Below are 21,910 nucleotides of genomic sequence, written 5' to 3'. Positions count from 1 at the left end.
ACGTATTGCGAAGTCAAATTTTAGTTCTGATTTGCGTTAGGGATTGCAGTGAAAAGCCCACAGCGAGGTACGAGCGAGGACTTGCAACGAAAAGCCCGACCCTTGGGGAACGCCAAAAAAATACAAATTAAAGATTAAAACAAATAAAAGATGAAATTTAACATAGCCCTTTTAGCCGGAGATGGCATTGGACCTGAAGTGATTGAACAAGCAGTTAAAGTAAGCGACGCCGTTGCTAAAAAATTTGGACACGAAATAACTTGGAAACCAGCTTTAACTGGTGCTGCAGCTATTGATGCGGTTGGTGAGCCTTACCCTGATGCTACACACGAGATTTGTTTAGCATCGGATGCTGTGTTGTTTGGTGCTATTGGGCATCCAAAATACGATAACGATCCTTCTGCTCCTGTGCGCCCAGAACAAGGTTTGCTTAAAATGCGTAAAAAATTAGGCTTGTTTGCCAATGTGCGTCCAACGTTTACATTTCCGTCATTATTAGAAAAATCACCTTTAAAAAGAGAGCGTATTGAAGGCACCGATTTGGTGTTTTTACGTGAATTAACTGGTGGTATCTATTTTGGCGAAAAAGGTAGAAGAGACGGTGGTGAGACGGCTTTTGATAACTGTGTTTATACCAGAGAAGAAGTACAACGTTTGGCTAAAAAAGGTTTTGAATTAGCCATGACACGTGGTAAAAAACTTTGTTGCGTAGATAAGGCAAACGTTTTGGAAACCTCTCGTTTATGGAGAGAAACGGTGCAAGCTATGGAAAAAGATTACCCAGAAGTAACGGTTTCTTATGAGTTTGTTGATGCTGTAGCAATGCGTTTGGTACAATGGCCAAATAGCTATGATGTTTTAATCACTGAAAACTTATTTGGTGATATTTTAACAGATGAAGCTTCGGTAATTTCTGGTTCTATGGGGTTAATGCCATCGGCATCTGTTGGAACGGACAATCAATTGTTTGAACCTATTCATGGATCGTACCCGCAAGCAACAGGGAAAAATATAGCAAACCCAATGGCAACCGTTTTATCGGCAGCTATGATGTTTGAAATGGCTTTTGGTTTGCAGGAAGAAGGTGCAGTAATTAGAGACGCTGTAAACAAAGCATTGGCAGAAGGTATTGTTACTGAAGATTTAGCCGATGGCGGAAAAGCATATGGAACGAAAGAAGTAGGGGATTGGTTAGCTGCAAATATCTAATACATAACAAACTAATATATTTTAAGATAAAGGATTCGGTCATTGTACTGGATCCTTTTTTTTATGGGCATTATCATACGCTCTAGATCGTTCACTAAAAATTATTTAATAAAGCTGACCAATTTATGAGTTGTTTAACATTTAAATCCGTTTTAAATTCGTACCTTTAAAAGGTTCGCATATTTAGCATGTCAACTAACCTACCCAAATAATAGACCCGTAACTAAAGCTTTGCTTTAGGTTTTTAATTTCTCTCTATAGATTACTAATTAATTTTTTAATAGTTAATATTATGTACCCTCACATTGATAAAACTCAGCGTTTTAATTCTTCTTCAAGCGCTAATAGGTATGGAATGTATAATTCTAATTTCAGAAAAGACACGAATCCATCTGACATCCGTTTAACAGAATCGAAAGAAGGTTATCATTTAGAATTTGAAATTTCTGGTTATGTTAAAGATGACTTTAATTTTTATTTGACGCCTAATAACGATTTGGTAGTTACAACAGCTAAATCTAAAAAAACCGATTCAACCGAAAAAGTAGGTAATAATGTTTTTAAACACACTTATTGTTACGCTTCGGCTTTGTTTAAAAAAACATTTCGTTTACCAAGTGATATTGTGAAAAATGAAATTTTTGTAGATTATAAAAACCATATTTTAAGCATTGATTTACTTAAATTAAAAACCGTATAATATTTTAAAATTAATTGTTTGTTATTTAAGTTAAGAAACTTAAATAACAAGGCAACTCGAAAAACTGCTAAATCGAACTAGAGTGTTAGCAAATTATTTTGATTACGGCATTTATAATAAAAGCGTGAGTTCTAATATAGAACTCACGCTTTTTTATAGAGTATAAAGTCTCTTTTTGCTAAAAATTGATTTTATTTTTTAATGATTAATTTATGGGAAGATACTTTTGTACTATTTGTAGCTTTTACAAAATACATGCCTTCACTCAAATCTCCTACATAAACAGTTGCTTCAATATTAGCATTTGCTTTAAATGTTTTTACTGTTTGTCCTAGTTGATTAATAATTTGAAAGTCTCCCCCTAGGCTAGATTTTATGTTTACATTTCTATTACTAGGGTTAGGATACATTGTAAACTTTGATTTGTTTTCAAAAGTATCAGTACTTAATGAAGATACGGTAACACATGCTGATTCTACCGAACAAAATCCGTTGGTAATTATAACTTTATAATCACCATTTGTAGTTGCTGTGAAATTTTGACTTATTTCCCCAGTCAATAAAGTATTTGGACACTCATACCATTGGTAAGATACACCTGTTTGATCTGCTGTTAATACGGCTGCATTTTGACTTACAGTATTATTTATTATTCCAGCAACACTTACCTCAAACATTATTCTGTCACTTTCACAACCATTTTCAGTATTAGATACATAATAATTTCCATTTGTAAGTAAATCGTTATCACTTAAAGGAGAACCACCTGTTGAAGCATTGTAAAATTGTAAATTGCTTCCAGTTGTTACATTTGATAAATCATTAACTGTTGATCCTGCACAAAGATTAACACCAAATTGTATAACCATTGTTCCATTTTCACATTCAGTTGGAGTCCATCCTGTTAATGGAGGTGTTAAACTTGTTGTAACTATTTCATTTTCAAACCCAGTGAAGTTTAAGTTATTATCTACATACATAACCCATTTTGTGCCATCAAAAGAAATTTGAATCGAAGTAAGGCCTTCTCCTGAATCGAACGGCATATAGTAACTATTTTTGCCATTTAACAAACCAGTATAATTATAAAAACCACTTATGCCGATTTCTCCACAATAACCAGTAAATTTAACTGTTATAGAATCAACTGTAGGAGCTATAGTTGTATCTGTTGAAATAGTTGCTGAAGCTGTATCTGTACATCCATTAGCATCAGTAACTGTTACATTATAAATTCCAGCATCTACTCCAGAAATTGATGCCGTAGTAGCACCATTACTCCATAAATAAGTATAAGGAGCTGTTCCTCCAGTTGCAGCAACTGAAGCAGCACCAGTAGCACCTCCATTACAAGTAATATTTGTTTGCGAAGTAATTGAAGCCATTAAAGCTGTAGGTTGTGTAATTGTAAAACTTCTTGTTGCTATACATCCATTAGCATCTGTTACTGTTACAGTATAAGTGCCGGCAGAAAGGCCAGAAGCCATTGCTCCAGTTCCACCTGATGGAGCCCAAGAATAAGTGTATGAAGGAATTCCTCCAGAAGCACTTACAGTGGCAGAACCATCAGAACCACCATTACATGATAAATTTGTTTGTGAACTAGCAGTTGCCACTAAAGCTGTAGGTTGCGTAATTGTAAAACTTCTTGTTGCTATACATCCGTTAGCATCTGTTACTGTTACAGTATAAGTACCAGCAGAAAGGCCAGAAGCCGTTGCTCCAGTTCCACCTGATGGAGCCCAAGAATAAGTGTAAGAAGGAGTTCCTCCAGAAGCACTTACAGTGGCAGAACCATCAGAACCACCATTACATGCTAAATTTGTTTGTGAACTAGCAGTTGCCACTAAAGCAGAAGGTTGCGTTACTGTAAAAGATTGAGTTGTTGTACAACCATTAGCATCCGTTACGGTACACGTCCATGTTCCAGCAGTTAATCCAGTAACAGAAGTTGTTCCGTCACCTACTGGGTTGCCAGGTGTCCAATTATAAGTCTTAGCACCAGTTCCTCCCGTAGCAGCGTTAACAGTTGCAGCACCAGTAGCTCCGCCAAAGCAAGCAATATTTGTTTGAGAAGCGGGAGTTAATGATAAAACAGAAGGTTGAGTTACTGTAACCGATTTAGAAATAACAGCACTATTAGAATCTGTTATGGTACAAGTATAACTTCCAGCAGTTAGACCAGATGCAGTAGCACCAGTTCCACCAGAAGGAGACCATGAATATGTATAACCACCAGAGCCACCAGAAGCTGTAACCGTTGCTGAACCATTAGAACCTCCATTACAGGACACGTTGGTTTTTGACGTAGTTGCACTAAATGGATTATTATCAATAACTATATTGTCAATTAAATAATATAAAATTGCTTGGAAAGAAATATTAACCGAAGTTACTGTAACTCCTCCTGCACCAGAAGAAATTGATGTTGAAGACGAGGTAAATTCTGTATTTCCAGTTCCACCAACCATTGGTGTCATGTCTTGATACGTATAAGTGCCTGCTGTTAAGGAATACCAAGGTGGTAAAGTATAAAATGCAGAATAACTATTCATACTTTGATGGCTTATCCAAATTCCATAGAATTGAAACGGTTGACCATCTACTCTCTGCAAGGAAAATGAATCGCCTCCAGCACCATCTTTTCTAAGGCATTTACTATTTGAAGCACCTCCGGAAGATACATTGCTAAAGCCCCCATTTCCTCCTGAAGTCATTCTGTATGCAACGCCTCCTATAGTTACATCTGCTTGAGTAAGCCAAAAGGAACCAGACAAAGAGGCATTTGTTGTAAAATCATAAGTGGTTTGTGATATTCCTTTTACTGAAATTAGGAATAGAAAAGCAAAATAAATTAAAGTAATTTTCTGTTTCATAAAAAGATTGTTTTTTGTGGGTTAAATTATTAGGCCTCAAAAATATTTCTTTTTCTGACATTAAAAACTTTTAAACGTTAAAAAATGTTGTTTAATCTGATTTTTTATATTTCAACTGTTTTTTAAACGTTTCATGGAATTGTAGTTGTTTTATTAAATAAAATTAGTGTTACTAGGCAACTCAAAAACCTCCAAATCAAAATAGGGGAGTGCTGCTATTAAATGATCGAAGATATCGGACATGATATACTCATAGTTTTCCCAACGTTTATCACTACTAAATGCATAAATTTCTAAAGGGATGCCTTGTGTAGTTGGTGCCAATTGCCGCGCCATAATCATCATGTCTTTATTGATGGCAGAATGATGTTTTAAATAAGAATCGATATATTTTCTAAAAACACCTAAATTAGTCAGGTTTCTCCCGTTCAATAATAATTCTTTATTAATTTGATTAGCTTCGTTATAGTTACTAATATCGGTTTGTCTTGTATCCAAATAAGAAGTTATTAATTGAATGTTCTTCAAATCTTCTACATCTTCTTTTGAAAGATATTTAACGCCACTTTGTTTTATGTATAAAGCACGTTTTATACGTCTACCATCAGAATTCGTCATACCACGCCAATTTTGAAAGGAATCTGAAATAAGAGCGTACGTTGGTATGGTTGTAATGGTTTTATCGAAATTTTGAACTTTTACAGTGGCTAAGTTAATTTCAATCACATCACCATCTGCACCATATTTTTGAAACGTGATCCAATCGCCAATACGCACCATATCGTTTATAGATACTTGAATACTGGCTACAAAGCCCATAATAGTATCTTTAAATATTAAGATAATAACCGCCGAAGCAGCTCCCAAACCTGTTATAAAATGTATAAATGGTGTACGTGTAATAAGTGCAATAGCCGAAAATATACCCACTACCCATGCAAAAATCATGAATACCTGGATGTAACTGTCTATGGGCTTATCTTTTAAGTTTGGTAAGGTTTTAAAATAATCTTTAAGTGTATGTAATATGCTACGTACAATCCACAAGGTGAGTATAATAGCAAATACTTTCAATCCACGTTCTACAACTATTTCAAAATCCGGGAAATCATAAAAAACATCCGATATAAATTCTAAAGCAACCAATAATGGTGTAATATGTGCAATGTTTCTAGGCACTTTATTTTTCACCATTAAATCATCAAAATTTGTTTTAGACTTTGATGCAAATTGAGCAAACACACCAATTAACAGCTTTCTAATAATAAAATCGATAATGAAAATAATGATAAGTAAGGCTAATAACAAGCCGAGCATATTTAAATAAACTGCAGTCGTTTCGTTAGTACCAATACTGATAAGGTGGTCGTATATAAAATGTTTTAATTCATCCATTTCTTAATGGCTTTAAATACTTTTTATCTATGTAAAACGTACCGAACGGAATAATAGAAGCCAATAGTATTTCACTAAACTGTTTCGTGTTCCAGTTCAATTCTTTTTTTAGCATAAACGCCATAATAACGTATCCAATAAACAAAATACCATGTGGCATACCCAAAAGTTTTACATACTGTGGGTCGTGCAATATATATTTAATAGGTGTTGCAATAAAGAGTAATAAAATATAAGACACACCTTCTAAAAGCGCTGTAATTCTAAAAATATTTAAAAATGAAAACATAAAATAAAATTTAAATGCAGAAAAAACTGCATATGGGTTAATGCTAATAAGCTTTATAAATTATCTAAAATACATGAAATATTACCAATCCGTAAATTAAGAATCGGATAAAACGCAATGAACCATACAAAATTACGTTTTTAAACGGAAATTGTATAATACCAGCGGCCATACATGAAATTGAAAAGGGTAGTGGCAACAGCGCACCAACTACAATAAGGAAACCGCCCCATTTTCTAGAGTTTTTTAGCTGTTTAGCCATTTTAACTTCTAAATAGGTGTGCACTTTAGGGATTTTTGTAATAACATGCCCAATGTAATAAGATAGCAAACCACCAAAATACGATAGAAACGCTAAACCGGCTAAATACAGCCAAGGGTAATTCATTTTTCCTGCCCAGGCAATAAATATTTCGGGCGGTACTAAACCTAAAAGCGTTTCAGAGGCAAAGAAAAAAGCCAATACACCATAAGCTGGAAGTACTTCTGTAATATGCACCAAAGCTTGGTTGATATCATAAAAATGATTCACCACATAAACAGCAATTACAATTAACGCAATTAATGGTATCGCTTTTTTTATGGCTTGCCAAACAAAACTATAAAAACCCGTATAGCTATAATACTGGTGCAAAAGCTTCCAACGCTTTTTTTCTGTTTTAGTTTTAGACTTGGGTTTCATTATAAAATACGGCATTCAATTATTAAGAATGCAAATATAAGCCTTACAAAAAGGTATCAATAATTTAAAAGTGATAATTAATTAAAGTTTAACAATTTTTTATTATCACAATTGTATGTATTTAGATGACTTTAATCATTTTTTTTCTCAATGATAGGTAGTAGCTTTAGTTTTTTGAACCACTAAACTATAAACCAATGAAAGAATTTGACGAAAAGCATATCAAAAATATTGTTTTGGTAGGTGCTCACCACAGCGGAAAAACAACCATGTCTGAAACCATGTTATTTGAAGCTGGATTAATTAACAGACGAGGCACGGTGGAAAACCAAAATACCGTTTCAGATTACCAAGACATAGAACATGAAAGAGGCACCTCCGTTTACGCCACTCCGTTACACACCGAGTGGCGTAATTATAAAATAAACATTATAGACACACCGGGTTTAGACGATTTTATAGGTGAAATTATTTCTTCTATAAATGTTGCCGATACCGTAGTTACTGTGGTTAACGGCAGACAAGGTGTTGAAGTTGGCACTGAAATTATCTGGAATTATATTGATAAATACAGAAAAGCATCCCTGTTTGTAATCAATCATATAGACCATCTTAATTTAAAGTTTGATGAAAGTTATAAAAGCATTAATAATTTAGTGAGTAATCACGCTGTTAAAATTCAGTTTCCCGTAAAAATTGATGGTGCTCAAGGCATTGTAGATGTTCTTAAAATGAAACTCTACAAGTTTAAACCCGAAGGCGGAAAACCAGAAAAATTACCAATTCCGAAAGAACACGCAGAACTTGCCAACAAATTACACAACGAATTAGTAGAGAAAGCGGCTGAAAACGATGATGAATTACTAGAATTGTTTTTCGAAAAAGGCACTCTTAATGAAGATGAAATGCGCAAAGGCATTAAAGCTGGTATGTTAAATCACGAGTTGTTTCCGGTGTTTTGTATTTCTGCTTTAAATGATATGGGTACGGGCAGACTTATGGGCTTTATTGATAATTTAGCGCCTGCTGCAGCCGACTTAAAACCAGAACTTTCACTGGAAGGGCAGGAGCTTTACCCTAAAAAAGAGGAGCCTACTTCCTTATTTGTGTTTAAAACTTTGTACCAGGCCAATTTAGGGCAAATAACATTTTTTAAAGTGAAATCTGGTGAATTGAATGTGAACGATAAACTCACCAACTCCAGAACGGGCGAAATAGAAACCATGAACCAATTGTTTATTATGGATGGAAAAGATAGAAATCCCGTTAATAAATTGGCTGTGGGCGATATTGGCGCTACTTTAAAATTAAAATATACCGAAACTAATGATACGCTTTACAGCGGAAAAGAGCAAATCACATTAAAGGTTATTAATTATCCAGAACCTAGAATTACAAAAGCTGTAAGCACCGCTTCATCAAAAGAAGATGAGAAATTAAGTGAAGCTTTAAAGAAAATTCACAGTCAAGATCCAACGGTAGTGGTTTCATTTTCAAAAGAAACCAAAGAACAATTATTAGGATGCCAAGGCGAATTGCACTTAGCAACCATCGATTGGACCTTAAAAAACGTGTATGGTGTAGAAGCCACATTCGAAAAACCAAAAACACCTTACAGGGAAACCATTCAAAAAGCATCTACAGCGAGTTACAGGCATAAAAAACAATCGGGAGGTGCTGGTCAGTTTGCCGAAGTTCATATAAAGATAGAACCTTGGTTTGAGGGCATGCCAGAACCAGAAGGATTCAATATTCGGGGTAAAGAGGTTGTAGATTTAGATTGGGGTGGCACTTTAGTGTTCTACAATTGTATTGTAGGCGGCGTTATTGATGCCCGGTATTTACCAAGCGTACTAAAAGGAGTTTTAGAAGTTATGGAAGCTGGTCCCTTAACCAATTCGTATATACGCGATGTGCGCATTATGGTGTACGATGGTAAAATGCACGCGGTAGATTCCAACGATATTTCATTTAAAATAGCGGCAGCACATGCCTTTAAACAAGCCTTTTTAAATGCCAGCCCCAAATTATTAGAACCTATAAATGAGGTTGTTGTAAAAGTTCCTGAAGATATGGTGGGTAATGTGATGACCGATTTACAATCCAGACGTTCCATAATCCAAGGCTTTGAAACAGGCGATAACTGCCAGATTTTAAAATGCCAAATACCGGTGGCAGAATTGTTTGGATATTCCAGCGATTTACGCAGTATCACACAAGGAAAAGCCACATTTAACTCAAAATTTTCGTGTTATGAACCGGTGCCGGCAAATGTTCAAAACCAATTAGCAAATCAGAATTAATAATATTTAAACCATAGAATTATGCAAACCAAAGTATTATATCTAAGCGACCTAAAATTTAATTTAGAAACCTGGAAACGCGAATTGCGTTTTCATTTTAATGAAATGGACACGTTTCAAGAAAAACTTGAAGAAATTGCCATACGTGAGCATGAACAAAAAGCATTAATACCATTAGAAGTGTATCAAAATAGAATCATGATCGAAAAAAATGCGATATCTAAATTATTGCATAGAATTCGGAATAAAATGGTCAATATTCATAAAGCCGATTTAAACGAAACGATGGATGGTAGACTGCATAACGAACAACATTCTTTAAAAGAGGATATGCGTACCTATATAAAATTGCATTATGAATTAAAAGAAGAAATGATGGATTACTTTTTAGAGTGGTTATAATCCGTTCTTTTTTGAAGAAAATTAATTAAAAAATAAGAGGCTGTTTTAAAAAGTGCATTATATTTTCTTTTTCAGGTTGAGCTTGTCGAAACTATTATTGATTATCAATAATAGTTTCGACAGGCTCAATATGACATAGAATTACACTTTTCAAACAGCCTCTTTCAATGGATTAATTAAGAGGGATTAATTAATCATTCGATGCCATAAGGGCAAAGAATTTGTTTATGTTAGGTAAAATAACAATACGCGTTCTTCTGTTTTTAGAACGATCTTCCTTGGTGTCGTTTCCAGCAACAGGTAAGTAGCTACTTCTTCCAGAAGCAATTAGTTTTTCTGGAGCTACGTTGTATTTATTTTGAAGCGCTCTAACTACCGATGTAGCACGCAATACACTTAAATCCCAGTTATCTGCAATTTTTTCAGTGCTAATAGATCTCGCATCTGTGTGTCCTTCAACCATCACTTCAATACTAGGCTCAGAATTAATAACATTCGCCAATTTTTGTAAAATGTTGTTTGCTTTACTACTTATACGGTAGCTAGCGGTATCAAATAACATTTTATCTGAAATAGAAATCATCACCACCGTTTCATCAATATCAATAGCAATATCTTCATCTTCATTTAACGAACTAGTATCTAAAGTTTTTTGTAAATTGTAAGAAACCGCTAAATTCATAGAATCTTTAAGGGTAGTAGCTTTGCTCAATTTAGTTTGATCCACCTTAGTTAAGGTATTGCGCATGTGCTTTTTAGTTTCGTTAGAAATTACAGCAACATCGCCAACAGCTTCCATTTTTACGTCGTTGTCTTCGGTTAAGGCATTTATTTTAGAATTGTAAGCTTCAACACGAGCTTCAATCACAGAAAATTTAGTTTCTAATTCTTCTTTTTCAAATTGTGTTTTAGCTAAAGCACTTTTTATTTCGCCATTTTCATGTTCCAATGCCACATATTTCTTTTTTGATACACAGGCAGATAATAAAATGGTTCCAAGTATTACTAACGATATTTTTCTCATAATATAATTTTCAATTGTTTAGTTATAGTTACGAATGAAAAGGGGATATAGATTTTATCGTTTAAAAAAAAGTTTTAATTATTTTGTATTTAATTGATGTAGAGGTGTTTGTAAATATTCTATTTTACATAATATTAATTATAGTACAAATGTTAGATTGTAAGTTTTCAAATAAAAATAGGCTTGAATCTTAAATCATTAGTAATCAATAGTATATTTTTTTAAAAAAATGAATAACAAATAAAAACACTTTTAGGCTTAAATTAATTATTCTATCGTTAGGTGAAGAAAAAATTTAAAAAAGTTATACTCATTCCAACAAATCAAAGACCACCTTGAAGTTATTTATTATTTAAAATTAAATTACTTTTTCTATTAAAAAAAACAAAAACACTTTATTTTATTTAAACAACTGAAATACAGTTGTTTATGATTTAATTCAAACCATCTCATATTCATTTTTGTAATCTATTGATTTATAGACTTTTAAATAAGTTTGTAAGTATTTTATCTTAGTTTTTTATATTTTATTGATATTCAGTAAATTAACCTAAAAAAGATTGCGAAACCGCAACCTAGGAGAACATGTTATAGGGGGCGTTCTCACATTTTCAGTTATATAAATTATTTTTTTTTACTTGGGCGTTTCGATAGCTTTAAAAAATTTTAAAGCCATCGACCACGCTTTACGCTATATCTTTTTTTTAAATCAAATACGAGCGTTTATTTGATTTAAAAAAAAGGATGCCGCTGCAATCGTTAACGCAAATCCTGCAAGAATATATTAAAACATGGTTCAAATGATATACTTACGCCCGACCACCGCCCCAATGTCTGCTACTCTAAAAATAAGTTGAAGTGTTTTCATGTCCTACGGACTCGCTTCGCTCCAACGGAACAATATTTTTTTTCGTCTATCGCTAAGGCGATAGTTAAACCTAATTACGGGGGGAACGCCCCCGTAATTACGACGAAAAAAATTATTTATATAAACTCTTAGTAATGGGAATTTTTGCTTTTCGAGTACAAAGGTGTAAGAATTAAGGTTTAACCCCAAAAAGGTGGCAAACCTTGAATTTACTACGCATCCCCCAAAAAAGGGGATGCTTGAAATTCTAAGCTTTTTGGGGTTAAACCTTAATTCTTAATTAGCACCGTATCGAAAAACAAAAATTCCCATTACTAAGGGGTTTTTAATACGAAAAACGGTTAACTAGAATTAGTTTTTGAATAAATAGAAACCTATGTATTTGTGAAATCGCTCTTTGACATCTTGAAAATAATTATTAACTGTTAAATAAATATAAAATGGAAACAAGAACTTTTAAAAAAGAGGAAATTTTAAATTCAAAAGGTTATGTAAAAGGTGTTTTATCTTATCCTAGTCCTAATCAATTATTCAGTGGCTTATTTGATATTGAAAATGATTATAATTGCGAACTTCAGGGCACACACGAGTTTATAAATTTAAACGAGGATAAAACAGAAAACATTTCTTTTGGTCGCATTCATTTAAACTATAACTTTAAAATAGATAATGAATTACGTTATGATTTGGGATTGATAGTAGCACTTGACAAAGGTAAACCTATTGCCAAAATTTATTCTGGTGTGAAAGTTAATGCATGTATGAATTTATGCATTTTTGGAGCTGAACAAATTATTCGATTTGAAATTTCCAGTACTGGAGATTCTTATAAAGATGTTTTTAAAAATCAATTTCAACACATCAAAAAAAATATTGATTTATCAAAAAGGATTATTGAAGTTTTAAAAAACTATCATTTATCTCATGATAAAATTCAAAGGTTAAACGGTTATATTTTAGAGGAAATTATAAAAAATAATAGTGTTGCTGGTACTAATCCAATCTTAAACGCTATAAAATTACAATCTGAAAAATCAAGTCGTTATTTTGCTAATAAGGGTTTAAATGCATGGTTATATTTTAACTCTCTTACCGAGTATTTAAACGAAAAAATACACCCATTGGATATTCCAGAAAAAGCCTTAAATCTTTTTAAAGCCGTAGAGCATATTATTAAAGATTATGAAATAAATATAAACGTATTTAAACCTAATCAATTTTTAATAGATGGCAATCAAATTGATCTAGAGGAAAATATCAAAGAAATTGAAATTATTAATAATTAAAAAAAATAAAAATCTGTTCACTTTATAAGTAAGCAGGTTTTTAATTGAGCGTCCCCGTCCACTTACGACGCTAAAGCCACCCACCACCCATACTTTTAAAAAAGTATCAAAAGATAAATTTACATTTCGCTTATCAATTCTTTTGCTTTATCCAACGTATAAGCGCCATCTACTTCTTTTTTATCAAAAATCATGAAATATGAAAAGTCGTGTCCAGCTTGTTTTTCCCATTCGTTTCCAAGTCTGCATTTACCTTCGCTGTCTGAACCATCCAAATGGTCTCCTTTTGTTTCTATTAGAATTGTTTTGCCCGATTTGGTTTGTAAAATAAAATCTGGATAATGATTTGCTTTAAATCCATTTATATAGAATCCTTTTCCTTTTTCTAAGTTTCTGTGCCAAAAGGCTATGTTTGAAGATGTTCCAATCTCCATAATGACTTTTTCTTCAAAATTGTTCATGATTCCTTCTTTTTCATATAAGGAATTACCAATGGATGATCCTGCATTACCAGGAACAATTTCTTTCATTAGTTTCCAATTGTTTTTGGCTATAATGCGTTTTGACTTTATTAAATCCAAAAAACGAGTTTCTGCATAACTATCTGAAAGTTGTCTAATTTTAGCCTTTATTTTATCCGTATAACTCCATTTTCTCACCAAAATATCACGTGTTTGTTCAACGTTCATACTTTTTAAAATTCGGGCAACATACTTCTTTATTTCTTGGTCTGGAATGGGATACATATTGCCAATAATTTGCATTATCTGATGGGTTATATCACTTATTTGAGCCTCTTTTGGTTTAGCCAAAATATATTCTGATATGGGGTCTTTTATTTGACTTTCTTCTATTTTTACCCAATCTGGTGTGTAATTGTCTTTAACGGTTTCAGTTAAATCTACTTTATATAAATCCGTTGAAATTTTATCGAAATCTATTTTAATATCTTCATCAGATAATTTAAAATCCTTTAATAAAGATTCTCTATTTAATAATTCTTCGTCTGTTCCAAAAATATCACTTGCCGTTACTTTTAGAAAAAATTGTGGAAAATCTATGTTTTCAATAATTTCTTTATTGACTTCTTTTACACGGTAACGTTTTACTTTATCTCCCATTTCTTGAAATATACTTTCGTCAATAGGCTGTTTTTCTTGTTCCTGTATTTGCTTTTCTAATTCTTTGTTTTGTTCTTCTGCCATTGTTTCTATTTCAGCAATAACAGAAGTGTCCTTAATCTCATCATCTTGTGCAAATGGATTAAAAGAAATACGGCCTTTATCAATTGCTTCTTCTTCCTTAATGTGTTGTTCTGGAAATAAGAATGATTCTAAAGGGTTTGTAGTTTCTGTTTTCTTTTCTTCTTCCGTCATTTTATCAGCTACCCTATGTTCATTACCGCTAAATCCGGATGCCTTTAATCCTTCAACAATACTTTGAAGCGTTTCATTAAATTTTGCCGAAGCTGTTAATACATATGAAAGGTTTAATTGAAATGATTTATGCTTTTGTACGTAAGGTTGACGTAAAACTCGACCTAAAATTTGCTCAACATCTACTGCGCTTGATTTATCTGCTAATGAAGCCAATATATAGGCAAAAGGACAATCCCACCCTTCTTTTAACGCATTTACGGTTATAATATAACGGACTTCACACATTTTGTCCATTAAATCAATGCCTTTCAGTTCGTCTATATTGGCTGTTTTTATTTTGATTTGATTTTCGGGAATGCCTAAACCTAATAATTGTTCCTTTAATTTCTCAAATGTCGTATTATCGTCATTTGTTTTTGGTTGTGCTTGAAATAAAATAATTGGTCTTATGTACTTCCCTCCTTCTAATGCTTCATTTTTAGCAAGAATTTCTAATTTACGCTGTAAATGAAGGGCATTATTAATGACTTCTGTTTTATCGTGATTATTATAAACAATTACAGGAAGTTTAACCATGTGTTCCTTTTTTAACTCGATGGCTGGTACAAGGCTTACTATATTGCTATTATCTCTTGGTGTTGCTGTTAAATCTAAAATAAATGATGGATTTAGGTTTTTTAGCATATCTACGCTCAAATCACTTTCTGCGTTATGACTTTCATCAACCACCAAAACAGGATGTAAACTTCTAATAACGTTTATTAGTGCCGTATCGTCAACATTTTCCAAAAGGTGTTTTCTATTGGGGTATTGTGATGCGAAAGATTCTAACTGTCCGTTTTCTTGATATACTTTTCTATCATCTTTGTTCTTTGCTCGTAAACTTGCAAAACTTAAAACAAAAATGCTTAATTGTTCCTTTACAACCGTAGGGTTAAAATTTGAGCCTTGTAATAAATCTTCTTTTTGGTAAATGCTAACTTTATGATTAAAGAGAGTGTTTAATTTTTGGCGGTACGGATGTTCTGGATTAGATAACGCATTAACGGTTTGTTGCAATAAATTACTCCAAGGCACAAGCCAGATAACGGCTTTTGTTTTGCTTGTATCATAAGCCGAAAAGACAGTATGTAATGCATTAACGGCAATAAAGGTTTTACCGCCTGCGGTTGGTACTTTTATACAAACGTGTGCCGCATTAGGAATGTTATTTTTATAGGGTTGCATGCCTGAATTATCCAACGGATTATAAGCACCAATTTTATCTTCCCAATATTGATTAAATGCGGTAGATACATTTTTATGTACTTGAACATATTCTAAATATTCTTCAAGATTATCTATAACTTTTTGTTGATAGGTTTTTAATTCCATACTACATTAACCTTTTTTGTTCAATTCTTGCTTTTGCTTCAATTAATGCTTGATGTAATTTAGCTTCCAATTCGTTTTTTGCTGGTAATTCTGTCCAATATTCGGCTACCATGATACCATTTTTACCCATTTCTAGCAATTCTACTTGCTCACTACTTTTTTCTGCACAAAGTATTAAACCAATTGGTGGATATTCGCCTTCTTGCCTTTCGTGTTTGTCCAACCATTTTAAATACAGTTCCATTTGTCCTTTGTGGGCTGCTTTAAACTTTCCAAGTTTTAATTCGATAGCTACCAAACGTTTTATTTTTCTGTGATAAAATAATAAATCTATATAAAAATCTTCACCGTCTATTATCAATCGTTTTTGTCTTTCTACAAAAGCAAAACCTTTACCAAGTTCTAAAATAAAATATTCTAATTCCTTTAAAATGGCACCTTCTAAATCATTTTCAAGATAGCCATCTTTTAAGCCTAAAAAATCTAAAAAATAAGGGTCTTTAAATGAGTTTTGTATTTCTATTGGCGTCGTGTCAAGCTGCGTTTTTGCAATTTCCTTTCTTTCAAAAGCTTTTCTTTCTATTTGTTTTCTCAACTCTCTTTTGCTCCAAGTTTCTTCACTTGCTTTTTGAGCATAATATAATCTTGCTTCTTGACTTTTTAATGGTATGAGTTCTATAAAATGCGACCAACTCAATTGTGCCGCCAGTGGTGGCACAATTGCAAAATCTGAAAACGATTTGGCGAAATTCATCATACGTCTTACATTTTTTAAATTGAATTGCCTCCCATAATGTTCTTCTAATTGAGCCGATAATTGCGCTAAGACTTCTTTTCCATATTCTGCCCTTTCATTATTTAAAATATGGGTGTTTATTTTATAACCAACTTGCCAATAAACCAATGTTAAAGTACTGTTTATTTGTGCTACAACTTGTTTTTTTCCTTGCTCTATTATTTGAGACAAATCTTTAAATAAAAGGGTGCTAATTTCTTTACTCATAATTTAAAACCTTGTAATATCTCGTGGTATTTTTTTAAAAATGATATTGTTTTTTGACATAAATTCTTTTGGCAGTAAACAATTATCTGCATAAATAATATATTGTTCACCTTTTGTTTTTATAAATTCTAAAGCATCAAAATCTAAAGTGGTTAATTGGTTTTTTTCGTAAATGAAATAATAAACGGCATCATCCTTTTTACCTAATAAATAATTAGAATCTGTGTTTTCTTTGGGTTGGGCATATGTTGTTCTGGTTTCTGAAAACCAAATGTATTCTCGTATTTTTTGTATGCCAACTTCTTCGTTTAAATTTTGGTCTGCACCAAAAAGCGGTAAGCCTAATTCGTAAAAATCGAATGCTCCGCCTGTACCATCAACTTTTTTAGTGTCTTTGCCATATCCTTTTGCTACTCTTTTTACACGTTCGGCAGTAATATCATTGGCGTAATCTTCCATTTCTATTAAAATGAATTTTCTGTTTCCGCCATCTTGTTTATTTAGGTTTAAAACGGCGTGTGCAGTAGTTCCAGAACCAGCAAAGGAATCGAGAATGATGGAATTTTTGTCAGTTGAAACTGTTCCAATAAATTTTACCAATTCAGAAGGTTTAGGAAAATCAAATTTCTTAGTGTCGAAGATTTCTTTTAATTCATTTGTTCCTTGGGTATTTAAAAATTCATCTAGCAAAGCTTCTGGATATTTGTTTACATAATCAACAGCTCGTTCTTTCATATAAACCCTTCCTTTATCAAAGTGTACAAGATTTTTATTAAACCTTTCTAAAAAAGTTTCTGAACCCCATCTCCATATCCCATATTCATTCCCTCTTTTTCTTGGTCTATAACATTTAAATCCTTTTTCTAAGAACTTTATATTTGCTTCTTCGTAAACGGGTTGATTTTCTAAGTTATAATCAAAAAGTATCCTTACTTCTTTTGATTTTTGATTGTAAAAAACTGAGTAACCCATTTTTGTTCTTTGTGGTAGGGTATCTCCACCACCTTGCATTTCTAAAGCTCTAATACTAAAAAAACCATCTTTATCTTTAAGGTTGAATTTTTTGTTATTCTTAATTTGGTATGGATGAAATTCAAAAGTGTTTTTCTTGTAAGGTAAGATATAGTCTGCTGTTGTAATCACTTTGTTACTTCCTGTATCATTTTTCGAACCACTACTTTGTTTCCGTGTAATTAAACCTAAAAAATTCCTCACCCCAAAAATTTCGTCACAAATCAATTTTAAATTAGCTTGTTCATTATCATCAATACTTATAAAAATGGCACCATCGTCTGCCAATAGTTTGTGTAATAACTGTAAGCGTGGGTACATCATACATAGCCATTTGTCGTGCCGAGTTAAATCTTCTCCATCTTTACCAACAACTTCTCCCAACCATTTTTTTATTTTTGGATGGTTAACATTATCATTATATACCCAACTTTCATTTCCCGTATTGTAAGGAGGGTCTATATAAATACATTTTATTTTCCCCTCGTATTCTGGTAATAGGCTTTTTAAGGCTTCTAAATTATCTCCATGTACTATTTTGTTTCCGCTTTCGGTTTGTGCATTTATTTGTCCGTCTTTAGCAGTAAAACCGTATTTATGTTCCAATACTCTAAATGGCACATCTTGATGATGGTTTATAACTTTATCTTTTCCAATCCAATTGAGTGTTGGCATATTATATGTTTATATTTTAAATATTTTATTTAAAAATAGATGCACTAAAAAAATAGTTTTGTTTTTAATTTGTGCTACTCTTAAATGTAAAATGTTTTATTTAGGAAGGTTTAAATATATAATATTTTAGAGAAAATCCCACTACTATTAATTTCCTAAAAATATAAATTGTTTTAAATTTTAAAGCCTTAAAAAAGGGTTTCGAAGTTACTTATTAAATGGATGAATTTTGATTCTAAAATTAATTTTTGGTTGTTTTATTAATGGAAATTATAAATCTATTAGAGTTTGATTGTTTATCTCTATTAATTTTCGACTATCCATATTTTCTTTACTATTTCAAATAATAATTTACTTCTATACTCCAAAATTTCAGAATCGAACTTATCAGTATAAACAAATTCCATGTTAGTTTGCGATTTGAACCGTTGATTAAATTCAATAAAACGTGAATTGGTTGAATGATAAAAACTATCAATTAATGTACGGCCCCATACTAAACCATTATTATAGGTTTTTCTTTTTCCTAAATAATATTCTTCATTATTAGAAATGATGTTATCCATATTGTACAAAAGTAGTAATCCGCCTAATCTATTTCTTTGATTTTCAAACTCCTCATCCGAATGAAAGTATTGTTTGTTTTCATCATTTCTAGATAATATATGTTCTATATGATAGCCTGTTTTGTGACCTGTTTTTGTGGAGATATAAAGCACATCATTCTCCATTGTTTTTTCTGTATTATCACAAATGTATTTTTCAACACGTGCAAAGAAATATCTCAATGGTCTGCGTTCAATATTATCATATCCCCTTGTTTTAAACCTGTCATAATCAAGTAAAGATGTAATTTGGGTTAAATTTCTAGCTTCTTTGATTCTTTGTTCAATGGCGTTATTAAAAATATTTCTGTAATCAGAAATATCCTTTTGTTGCAAATCTCTATTTAATTGGTAAGATATTTCTTGATAATTATTACTATTATAAATTCCATTTAAACGGAGCAACATATAGAGTCTATCAATTTCCTTTGCAATGGATTCAATTTTTACCTGTTCTTTCTCATCTTCGATGGTACATGCAGCTATGATATTTTGATATTGACCAGATAAATCGTTTATATCGTTGTTATAGCTTAAAAATTCATACTCATTTCTCCTAATTACCGAATAAAGTTTAGAATAATAGGTTAAATCATCTTCTATAAAATCTTTTATATTTTTAGCATGGTTTTTATCTTTTTTTCTGAATTGTAAACTGTCTGCTATATCATTAGATTCAAATATATATCTATGGTATTGGTTATTAATTGCTTTTTCCAAGTCTGCATTCCTTTTGAAAATGAATTTTCCTTTTAAATAATCAATAAAAAAGGCATCTTCAATTCCGCTTAAGCGAGTTATGGAATCTTCCCATAGCGTGCTATATTTCTCCGTATCAGCTTTGTCAAGCGCACCAACTAATTTACCCTTTAAAATTTCAAAAGGTTTTAGAGCAACACCCCTGTCATTTATGACCTCAAAGACCATAGGCGTGTCGTCTTTTTCAATTTTTAATTCAACCAGCACTAATCGTTCAAGAAAGTACATGATGAAAGATTTAAGTTTTTCTTTTGATAAGTTTTTGTCGTCGATATACTTTGATATATCCTTAAACCTTTCGTTTATATTTTCTTCCGTGACACTTTCAAACTCGCCTGTGAAATCCTTGTTTTCAACAAGGTGTTGCATGATGCGTTTTCTTTTCTCATTATCTATCCAAAAAATATTTCCTTTGAATTTGTCTTTTCCATAAATGCAATCTTTCAAAGTGTCAATTAAGTTTTCAAAATATTCTTTATCCAGAATTGCAAGTCTGAGCAATTTCAAAGCAATTAAGGTTAATGTGGTTAGTCTTTGTTGACCATCAACGATATACTCTTTGCCCCCGATAGTATTGGTTATATATATATTTAAGTAGTACCAATTATATTTAGCAAGAACTTCTGCTGTAAGATCTTTATCTTTATGGTCTTCATAAGCAAGTTCAAAAGTGAAAAATATATCTTCAAGTAAAATATTGACAATTTCTTTTTTCCATACATATTCTCTTTGATAAAAATCGATGTAATAAGTTCTTTGCTTTAAACACTTTTCAACTGTCTGATTATTTGGCTGTATGTTCATAAATAATTTTGTTTATTTTTTTAGTGGATGACATATACTAATAAGAAAAATTAATGTCAGAATGTTGTTTGATTCTGTAATTGAATTGTAATATTAATACATAAACAAATGTAATCAAATGCTTATTAGTTATTCGTTATTTAAGTTAGAAAATTATACTAAAATTTGTAGATTCTACATAGCCTTTCTAAAATCATCCTTAATAATACTCATATTGTTTTGAGCATAGTTTCTATTAACATCTAAACTGTTTTTTTCGCTTTCGTATTTCTCATTAAAATTTTCAAGCATTTTAATATAAGCTTCGGCTTGATTTTTTAAAGAATAGTTTTTGTGTGTTTGAGCATGTGATTGAAGTATGTATAAAATATCTAACGAAATGAATATACAGGTATTGATTTTAGAGAAAATAATTGAATTTTGGCAACCGCCAATATTGTCAAACATCCAATTAAATTGCTTATTAAATTCTGCAAAGATATTACTCACTCTTTCAACCTCTATATCTGACAAATCAAAAAAGAAAGCCCTGTACAACGTGTAAATTTGAGAATTGTATGAATTTAATATTTTGACATTGTCTAAAAGCACTTTCTTATAGGTTCGTAGATATGCTTCTAGAAAGGTTTTGCTTTTGTGTTTAAGCCACTCCCCTTGCCCTAAATAAATAGTGTGTTTTTCTTGATACTCCGATAAACTAATACTGATTTTTAATTGTTTCATTCCTAATTCGAATTAACAAAATGGTTCAAAATAAGGGAATGATTAACTTTTGTGTGAATTTACTTAATCAAAAAACAGATTTAGGTGTAAATGAATTTTTTCGCTCTAAGCCATTGATTTTACTAGGATTTATTATTTGCATATTATTAATTATAGAACAAATACTATCGTAAGTAAAATAGCGAATAGAACTCTTTTTGTTCTATTTTACATAGTTGCAGATATGATGCCTTTAGGTTCATATCGATAGCAATTATGTAACAGCTATTTTACGACCAACAAATTAGACGTTATTTAAAATAGCCGCATGCCAATGCGCTCGATTGCTTTTTAAAAATTTAAATGCTCAATGCATTTATTTTTAAACACAATTATCCATCGCTTGCCAGCGCCAAATTAAAAGCTAACCTTTTTACTCTGTTTTAAAATTCGCGTATTCGACAAAATGTACGTTATAAAAAATTTTAGACGATTCTCGTAAGCTTGCCACAAGAGCATAAAATTTTCCCTTGCTCAAATACTTCAATTAATCTTTTTTTTTTT

General features: G+C 31.9%; 15 protein-coding genes. 5 read left to right on the top strand and 10 right to left on the bottom strand.

Annotated elements, in window-relative coordinates:
* Positions 1-150: 150 nt before the first annotated feature.
* Together leuB and EV196_RS13150 are read left to right on the top strand one after the other, a co-directional pair.
* Positions 151-1,209 (top strand): 3-isopropylmalate dehydrogenase, encoded by a 1,059-nt coding sequence (gene leuB, locus EV196_RS13155; RefSeq protein ID WP_132218235.1) that lies wholly within the window; start codon positions 151-153, stop codon positions 1,207-1,209.
* A 292-nt stretch (positions 1,210-1,501) separates the two neighbouring features.
* Positions 1,502-1,909 carry an Hsp20/alpha crystallin family protein gene (locus tag EV196_RS13150; protein WP_132218234.1) on the top strand — a complete coding sequence of 136 codons (408 nt, stop codon included), beginning with the start codon at positions 1,502-1,504 and terminating at the stop codon, positions 1,907-1,909.
* A 191-nt stretch (positions 1,910-2,100) separates the two neighbouring features.
* On the opposite strand, the gene EV196_RS13145 is transcribed toward EV196_RS13150, so the two are convergent.
* The 4 genes from EV196_RS13145 to EV196_RS13130 all read right to left on the bottom strand — a co-directional run bounded on the left by EV196_RS13145 (position 2,101) and on the right by EV196_RS13130 (position 7,151).
* Complete coding sequence (locus EV196_RS13145) at positions 2,101-4,785, bottom strand: T9SS type A sorting domain-containing protein (RefSeq protein ID WP_132218233.1); 2,685 nt, start codon at positions 4,783-4,785, stop codon at positions 2,101-2,103.
* Between the two features lie 153 nt (positions 4,786-4,938).
* The gene (locus EV196_RS13140) at positions 4,939-6,180 is read right to left on the bottom strand and encodes a mechanosensitive ion channel family protein (RefSeq protein WP_132218232.1); all 1,242 of its coding nucleotides are present in this window, start codon (positions 6,178-6,180) and stop codon (positions 4,939-4,941) included.
* On the bottom strand, positions 6,173-6,469 hold the full coding sequence (locus tag EV196_RS13135; protein WP_132218231.1) for a DUF3817 domain-containing protein: 297 nt from the start codon (positions 6,467-6,469) through the stop codon (positions 6,173-6,175). The genes EV196_RS13140 and EV196_RS13135 overlap by 8 nt, the downstream gene beginning before the upstream one ends.
* Positions 6,470-6,533: 64 nt before the next feature.
* On the bottom strand, positions 6,534-7,151 hold the full coding sequence (locus EV196_RS13130) for a YqaA family protein (protein WP_132218379.1): 618 nt from the start codon (positions 7,149-7,151) through the stop codon (positions 6,534-6,536).
* 197 nt (positions 7,152-7,348) lie between these two features.
* Here EV196_RS13130 and EV196_RS13125 point away from each other — a divergent pair, with 197 nt between their 5' ends.
* Positions 7,349-9,454, top strand: coding sequence for an elongation factor G (locus EV196_RS13125; RefSeq protein ID WP_132218230.1), 2,106 nt, complete (start codon positions 7,349-7,351; stop codon positions 9,452-9,454).
* Between the two features lie 21 nt (positions 9,455-9,475).
* Positions 9,476-9,856, top strand: a complete 381-nt coding sequence (locus EV196_RS13120) for a hypothetical protein (protein ID WP_132218229.1) — start codon at positions 9,476-9,478, stop codon at positions 9,854-9,856.
* 190 nt (positions 9,857-10,046) lie between these two features.
* Here the strand turns inward: EV196_RS13120 and EV196_RS13115 are convergent, their stop codons facing one another.
* Entirely contained in the window at positions 10,047-10,880 is an 834-nt protein-coding gene (locus EV196_RS13115; protein WP_132218228.1) for an OmpA/MotB family protein, read from the bottom strand.
* Positions 10,881-12,188: 1,308 nt separating this feature from the next.
* Here EV196_RS13115 and EV196_RS13110 point away from each other — a divergent pair.
* Complete coding sequence (locus tag EV196_RS13110) at positions 12,189-13,034, top strand: hypothetical protein (protein WP_132218227.1); 846 nt, start codon at positions 12,189-12,191, stop codon at positions 13,032-13,034.
* 119 nt (positions 13,035-13,153) lie between these two features.
* On the opposite strand, the gene EV196_RS13105 is transcribed toward EV196_RS13110, so the two are convergent.
* The 5 genes from EV196_RS13105 to EV196_RS13085 all read right to left on the bottom strand — a co-directional run bounded on the left by EV196_RS13105 (position 13,154) and on the right by EV196_RS13085 (position 21,367).
* Positions 13,154-15,787 carry a DEAD/DEAH box helicase gene (locus EV196_RS13105; RefSeq protein WP_132218226.1) on the bottom strand — a complete coding sequence of 878 codons (2,634 nt, stop codon included), beginning with the start codon at positions 15,785-15,787 and terminating at the stop codon, positions 13,154-13,156.
* A 1-nt stretch (position 15,788) separates the two neighbouring features.
* A complete protein-coding gene (locus EV196_RS13100) occupies positions 15,789-16,790 on the bottom strand; it encodes a PDDEXK nuclease domain-containing protein (RefSeq protein ID WP_132218225.1) in 1,002 nt (333 codons plus the stop codon).
* A gap of 3 nt (positions 16,791-16,793) precedes the next feature.
* The gene (locus EV196_RS13095) at positions 16,794-18,476 is read right to left on the bottom strand and encodes a site-specific DNA-methyltransferase (protein WP_132218224.1); all 1,683 of its coding nucleotides are present in this window, start codon (positions 18,474-18,476) and stop codon (positions 16,794-16,796) included.
* Between the two features lie 305 nt (positions 18,477-18,781).
* Complete coding sequence (locus tag EV196_RS13090) at positions 18,782-20,644, bottom strand: DUF262 domain-containing protein (RefSeq protein WP_132218223.1); 1,863 nt, start codon at positions 20,642-20,644, stop codon at positions 18,782-18,784.
* A gap of 174 nt (positions 20,645-20,818) precedes the next feature.
* A complete protein-coding gene (locus EV196_RS13085; protein WP_132218222.1) occupies positions 20,819-21,367 on the bottom strand; it encodes a hypothetical protein in 549 nt (182 codons plus the stop codon).
* Positions 21,368-21,910: the final 543 nt, after the last annotated feature.

Source organism: Mariniflexile fucanivorans (assembly GCF_004341235.1).
In the GTDB taxonomy this organism is placed as follows: domain Bacteria; phylum Bacteroidota; class Bacteroidia; order Flavobacteriales; family Flavobacteriaceae; genus Mariniflexile; species Mariniflexile fucanivorans.
The sequence above is the reverse complement of the archived record's forward strand: the minus strand, read 5'-3'. Positions and strand labels throughout refer to the sequence as shown.

What these genes read in the sequence shown, in the direction of transcription:
- EV196_RS13090 (WP_132218223.1), bottom strand. Translation starts at nt 20,644, where the DNA reads ATGAACATACAGCCAAATAATCAGACAGTTGAAAAGTGTTTAAAGCAA.
- EV196_RS13110 (WP_132218227.1), top strand. Translation starts at nt 12,189, where the DNA reads ATGGAAACAAGAACTTTTAAAAAAGAGGAAATTTTAAATTCAAAAGGT.
- EV196_RS13135 (WP_132218231.1), bottom strand. Translation starts at nt 6,469, where the DNA reads ATGTTTTCATTTTTAAATATTTTTAGAATTACAGCGCTTTTAGAAGGT.
- EV196_RS13150 (WP_132218234.1), top strand. Translation starts at nt 1,502, where the DNA reads ATGTACCCTCACATTGATAAAACTCAGCGTTTTAATTCTTCTTCAAGC.
- EV196_RS13130 (WP_132218379.1), bottom strand. Translation starts at nt 7,151, where the DNA reads ATGAAACCCAAGTCTAAAACTAAAACAGAAAAAAAGCGTTGGAAGCTT.
- EV196_RS13105 (WP_132218226.1), bottom strand. Translation starts at nt 15,787, where the DNA reads ATGGAATTAAAAACCTATCAACAAAAAGTTATAGATAATCTTGAAGAA.
- EV196_RS13120 (WP_132218229.1), top strand. Translation starts at nt 9,476, where the DNA reads ATGCAAACCAAAGTATTATATCTAAGCGACCTAAAATTTAATTTAGAA.
- EV196_RS13085 (WP_132218222.1), bottom strand. Translation starts at nt 21,367, where the DNA reads ATGAAACAATTAAAAATCAGTATTAGTTTATCGGAGTATCAAGAAAAA.
- EV196_RS13140 (WP_132218232.1), bottom strand. Translation starts at nt 6,180, where the DNA reads ATGGATGAATTAAAACATTTTATATACGACCACCTTATCAGTATTGGT.
- EV196_RS13145 (WP_132218233.1), bottom strand. Translation starts at nt 4,785, where the DNA reads ATGAAACAGAAAATTACTTTAATTTATTTTGCTTTTCTATTCCTAATT.
- EV196_RS13100 (WP_132218225.1), bottom strand. Translation starts at nt 16,790, where the DNA reads ATGAGTAAAGAAATTAGCACCCTTTTATTTAAAGATTTGTCTCAAATA.
- EV196_RS13095 (WP_132218224.1), bottom strand. Translation starts at nt 18,476, where the DNA reads ATGCCAACACTCAATTGGATTGGAAAAGATAAAGTTATAAACCATCAT.
- EV196_RS13115 (WP_132218228.1), bottom strand. Translation starts at nt 10,880, where the DNA reads ATGAGAAAAATATCGTTAGTAATACTTGGAACCATTTTATTATCTGCC.
- EV196_RS13125 (WP_132218230.1), top strand. Translation starts at nt 7,349, where the DNA reads ATGAAAGAATTTGACGAAAAGCATATCAAAAATATTGTTTTGGTAGGT.
- leuB (WP_132218235.1), top strand. Translation starts at nt 151, where the DNA reads ATGAAATTTAACATAGCCCTTTTAGCCGGAGATGGCATTGGACCTGAA.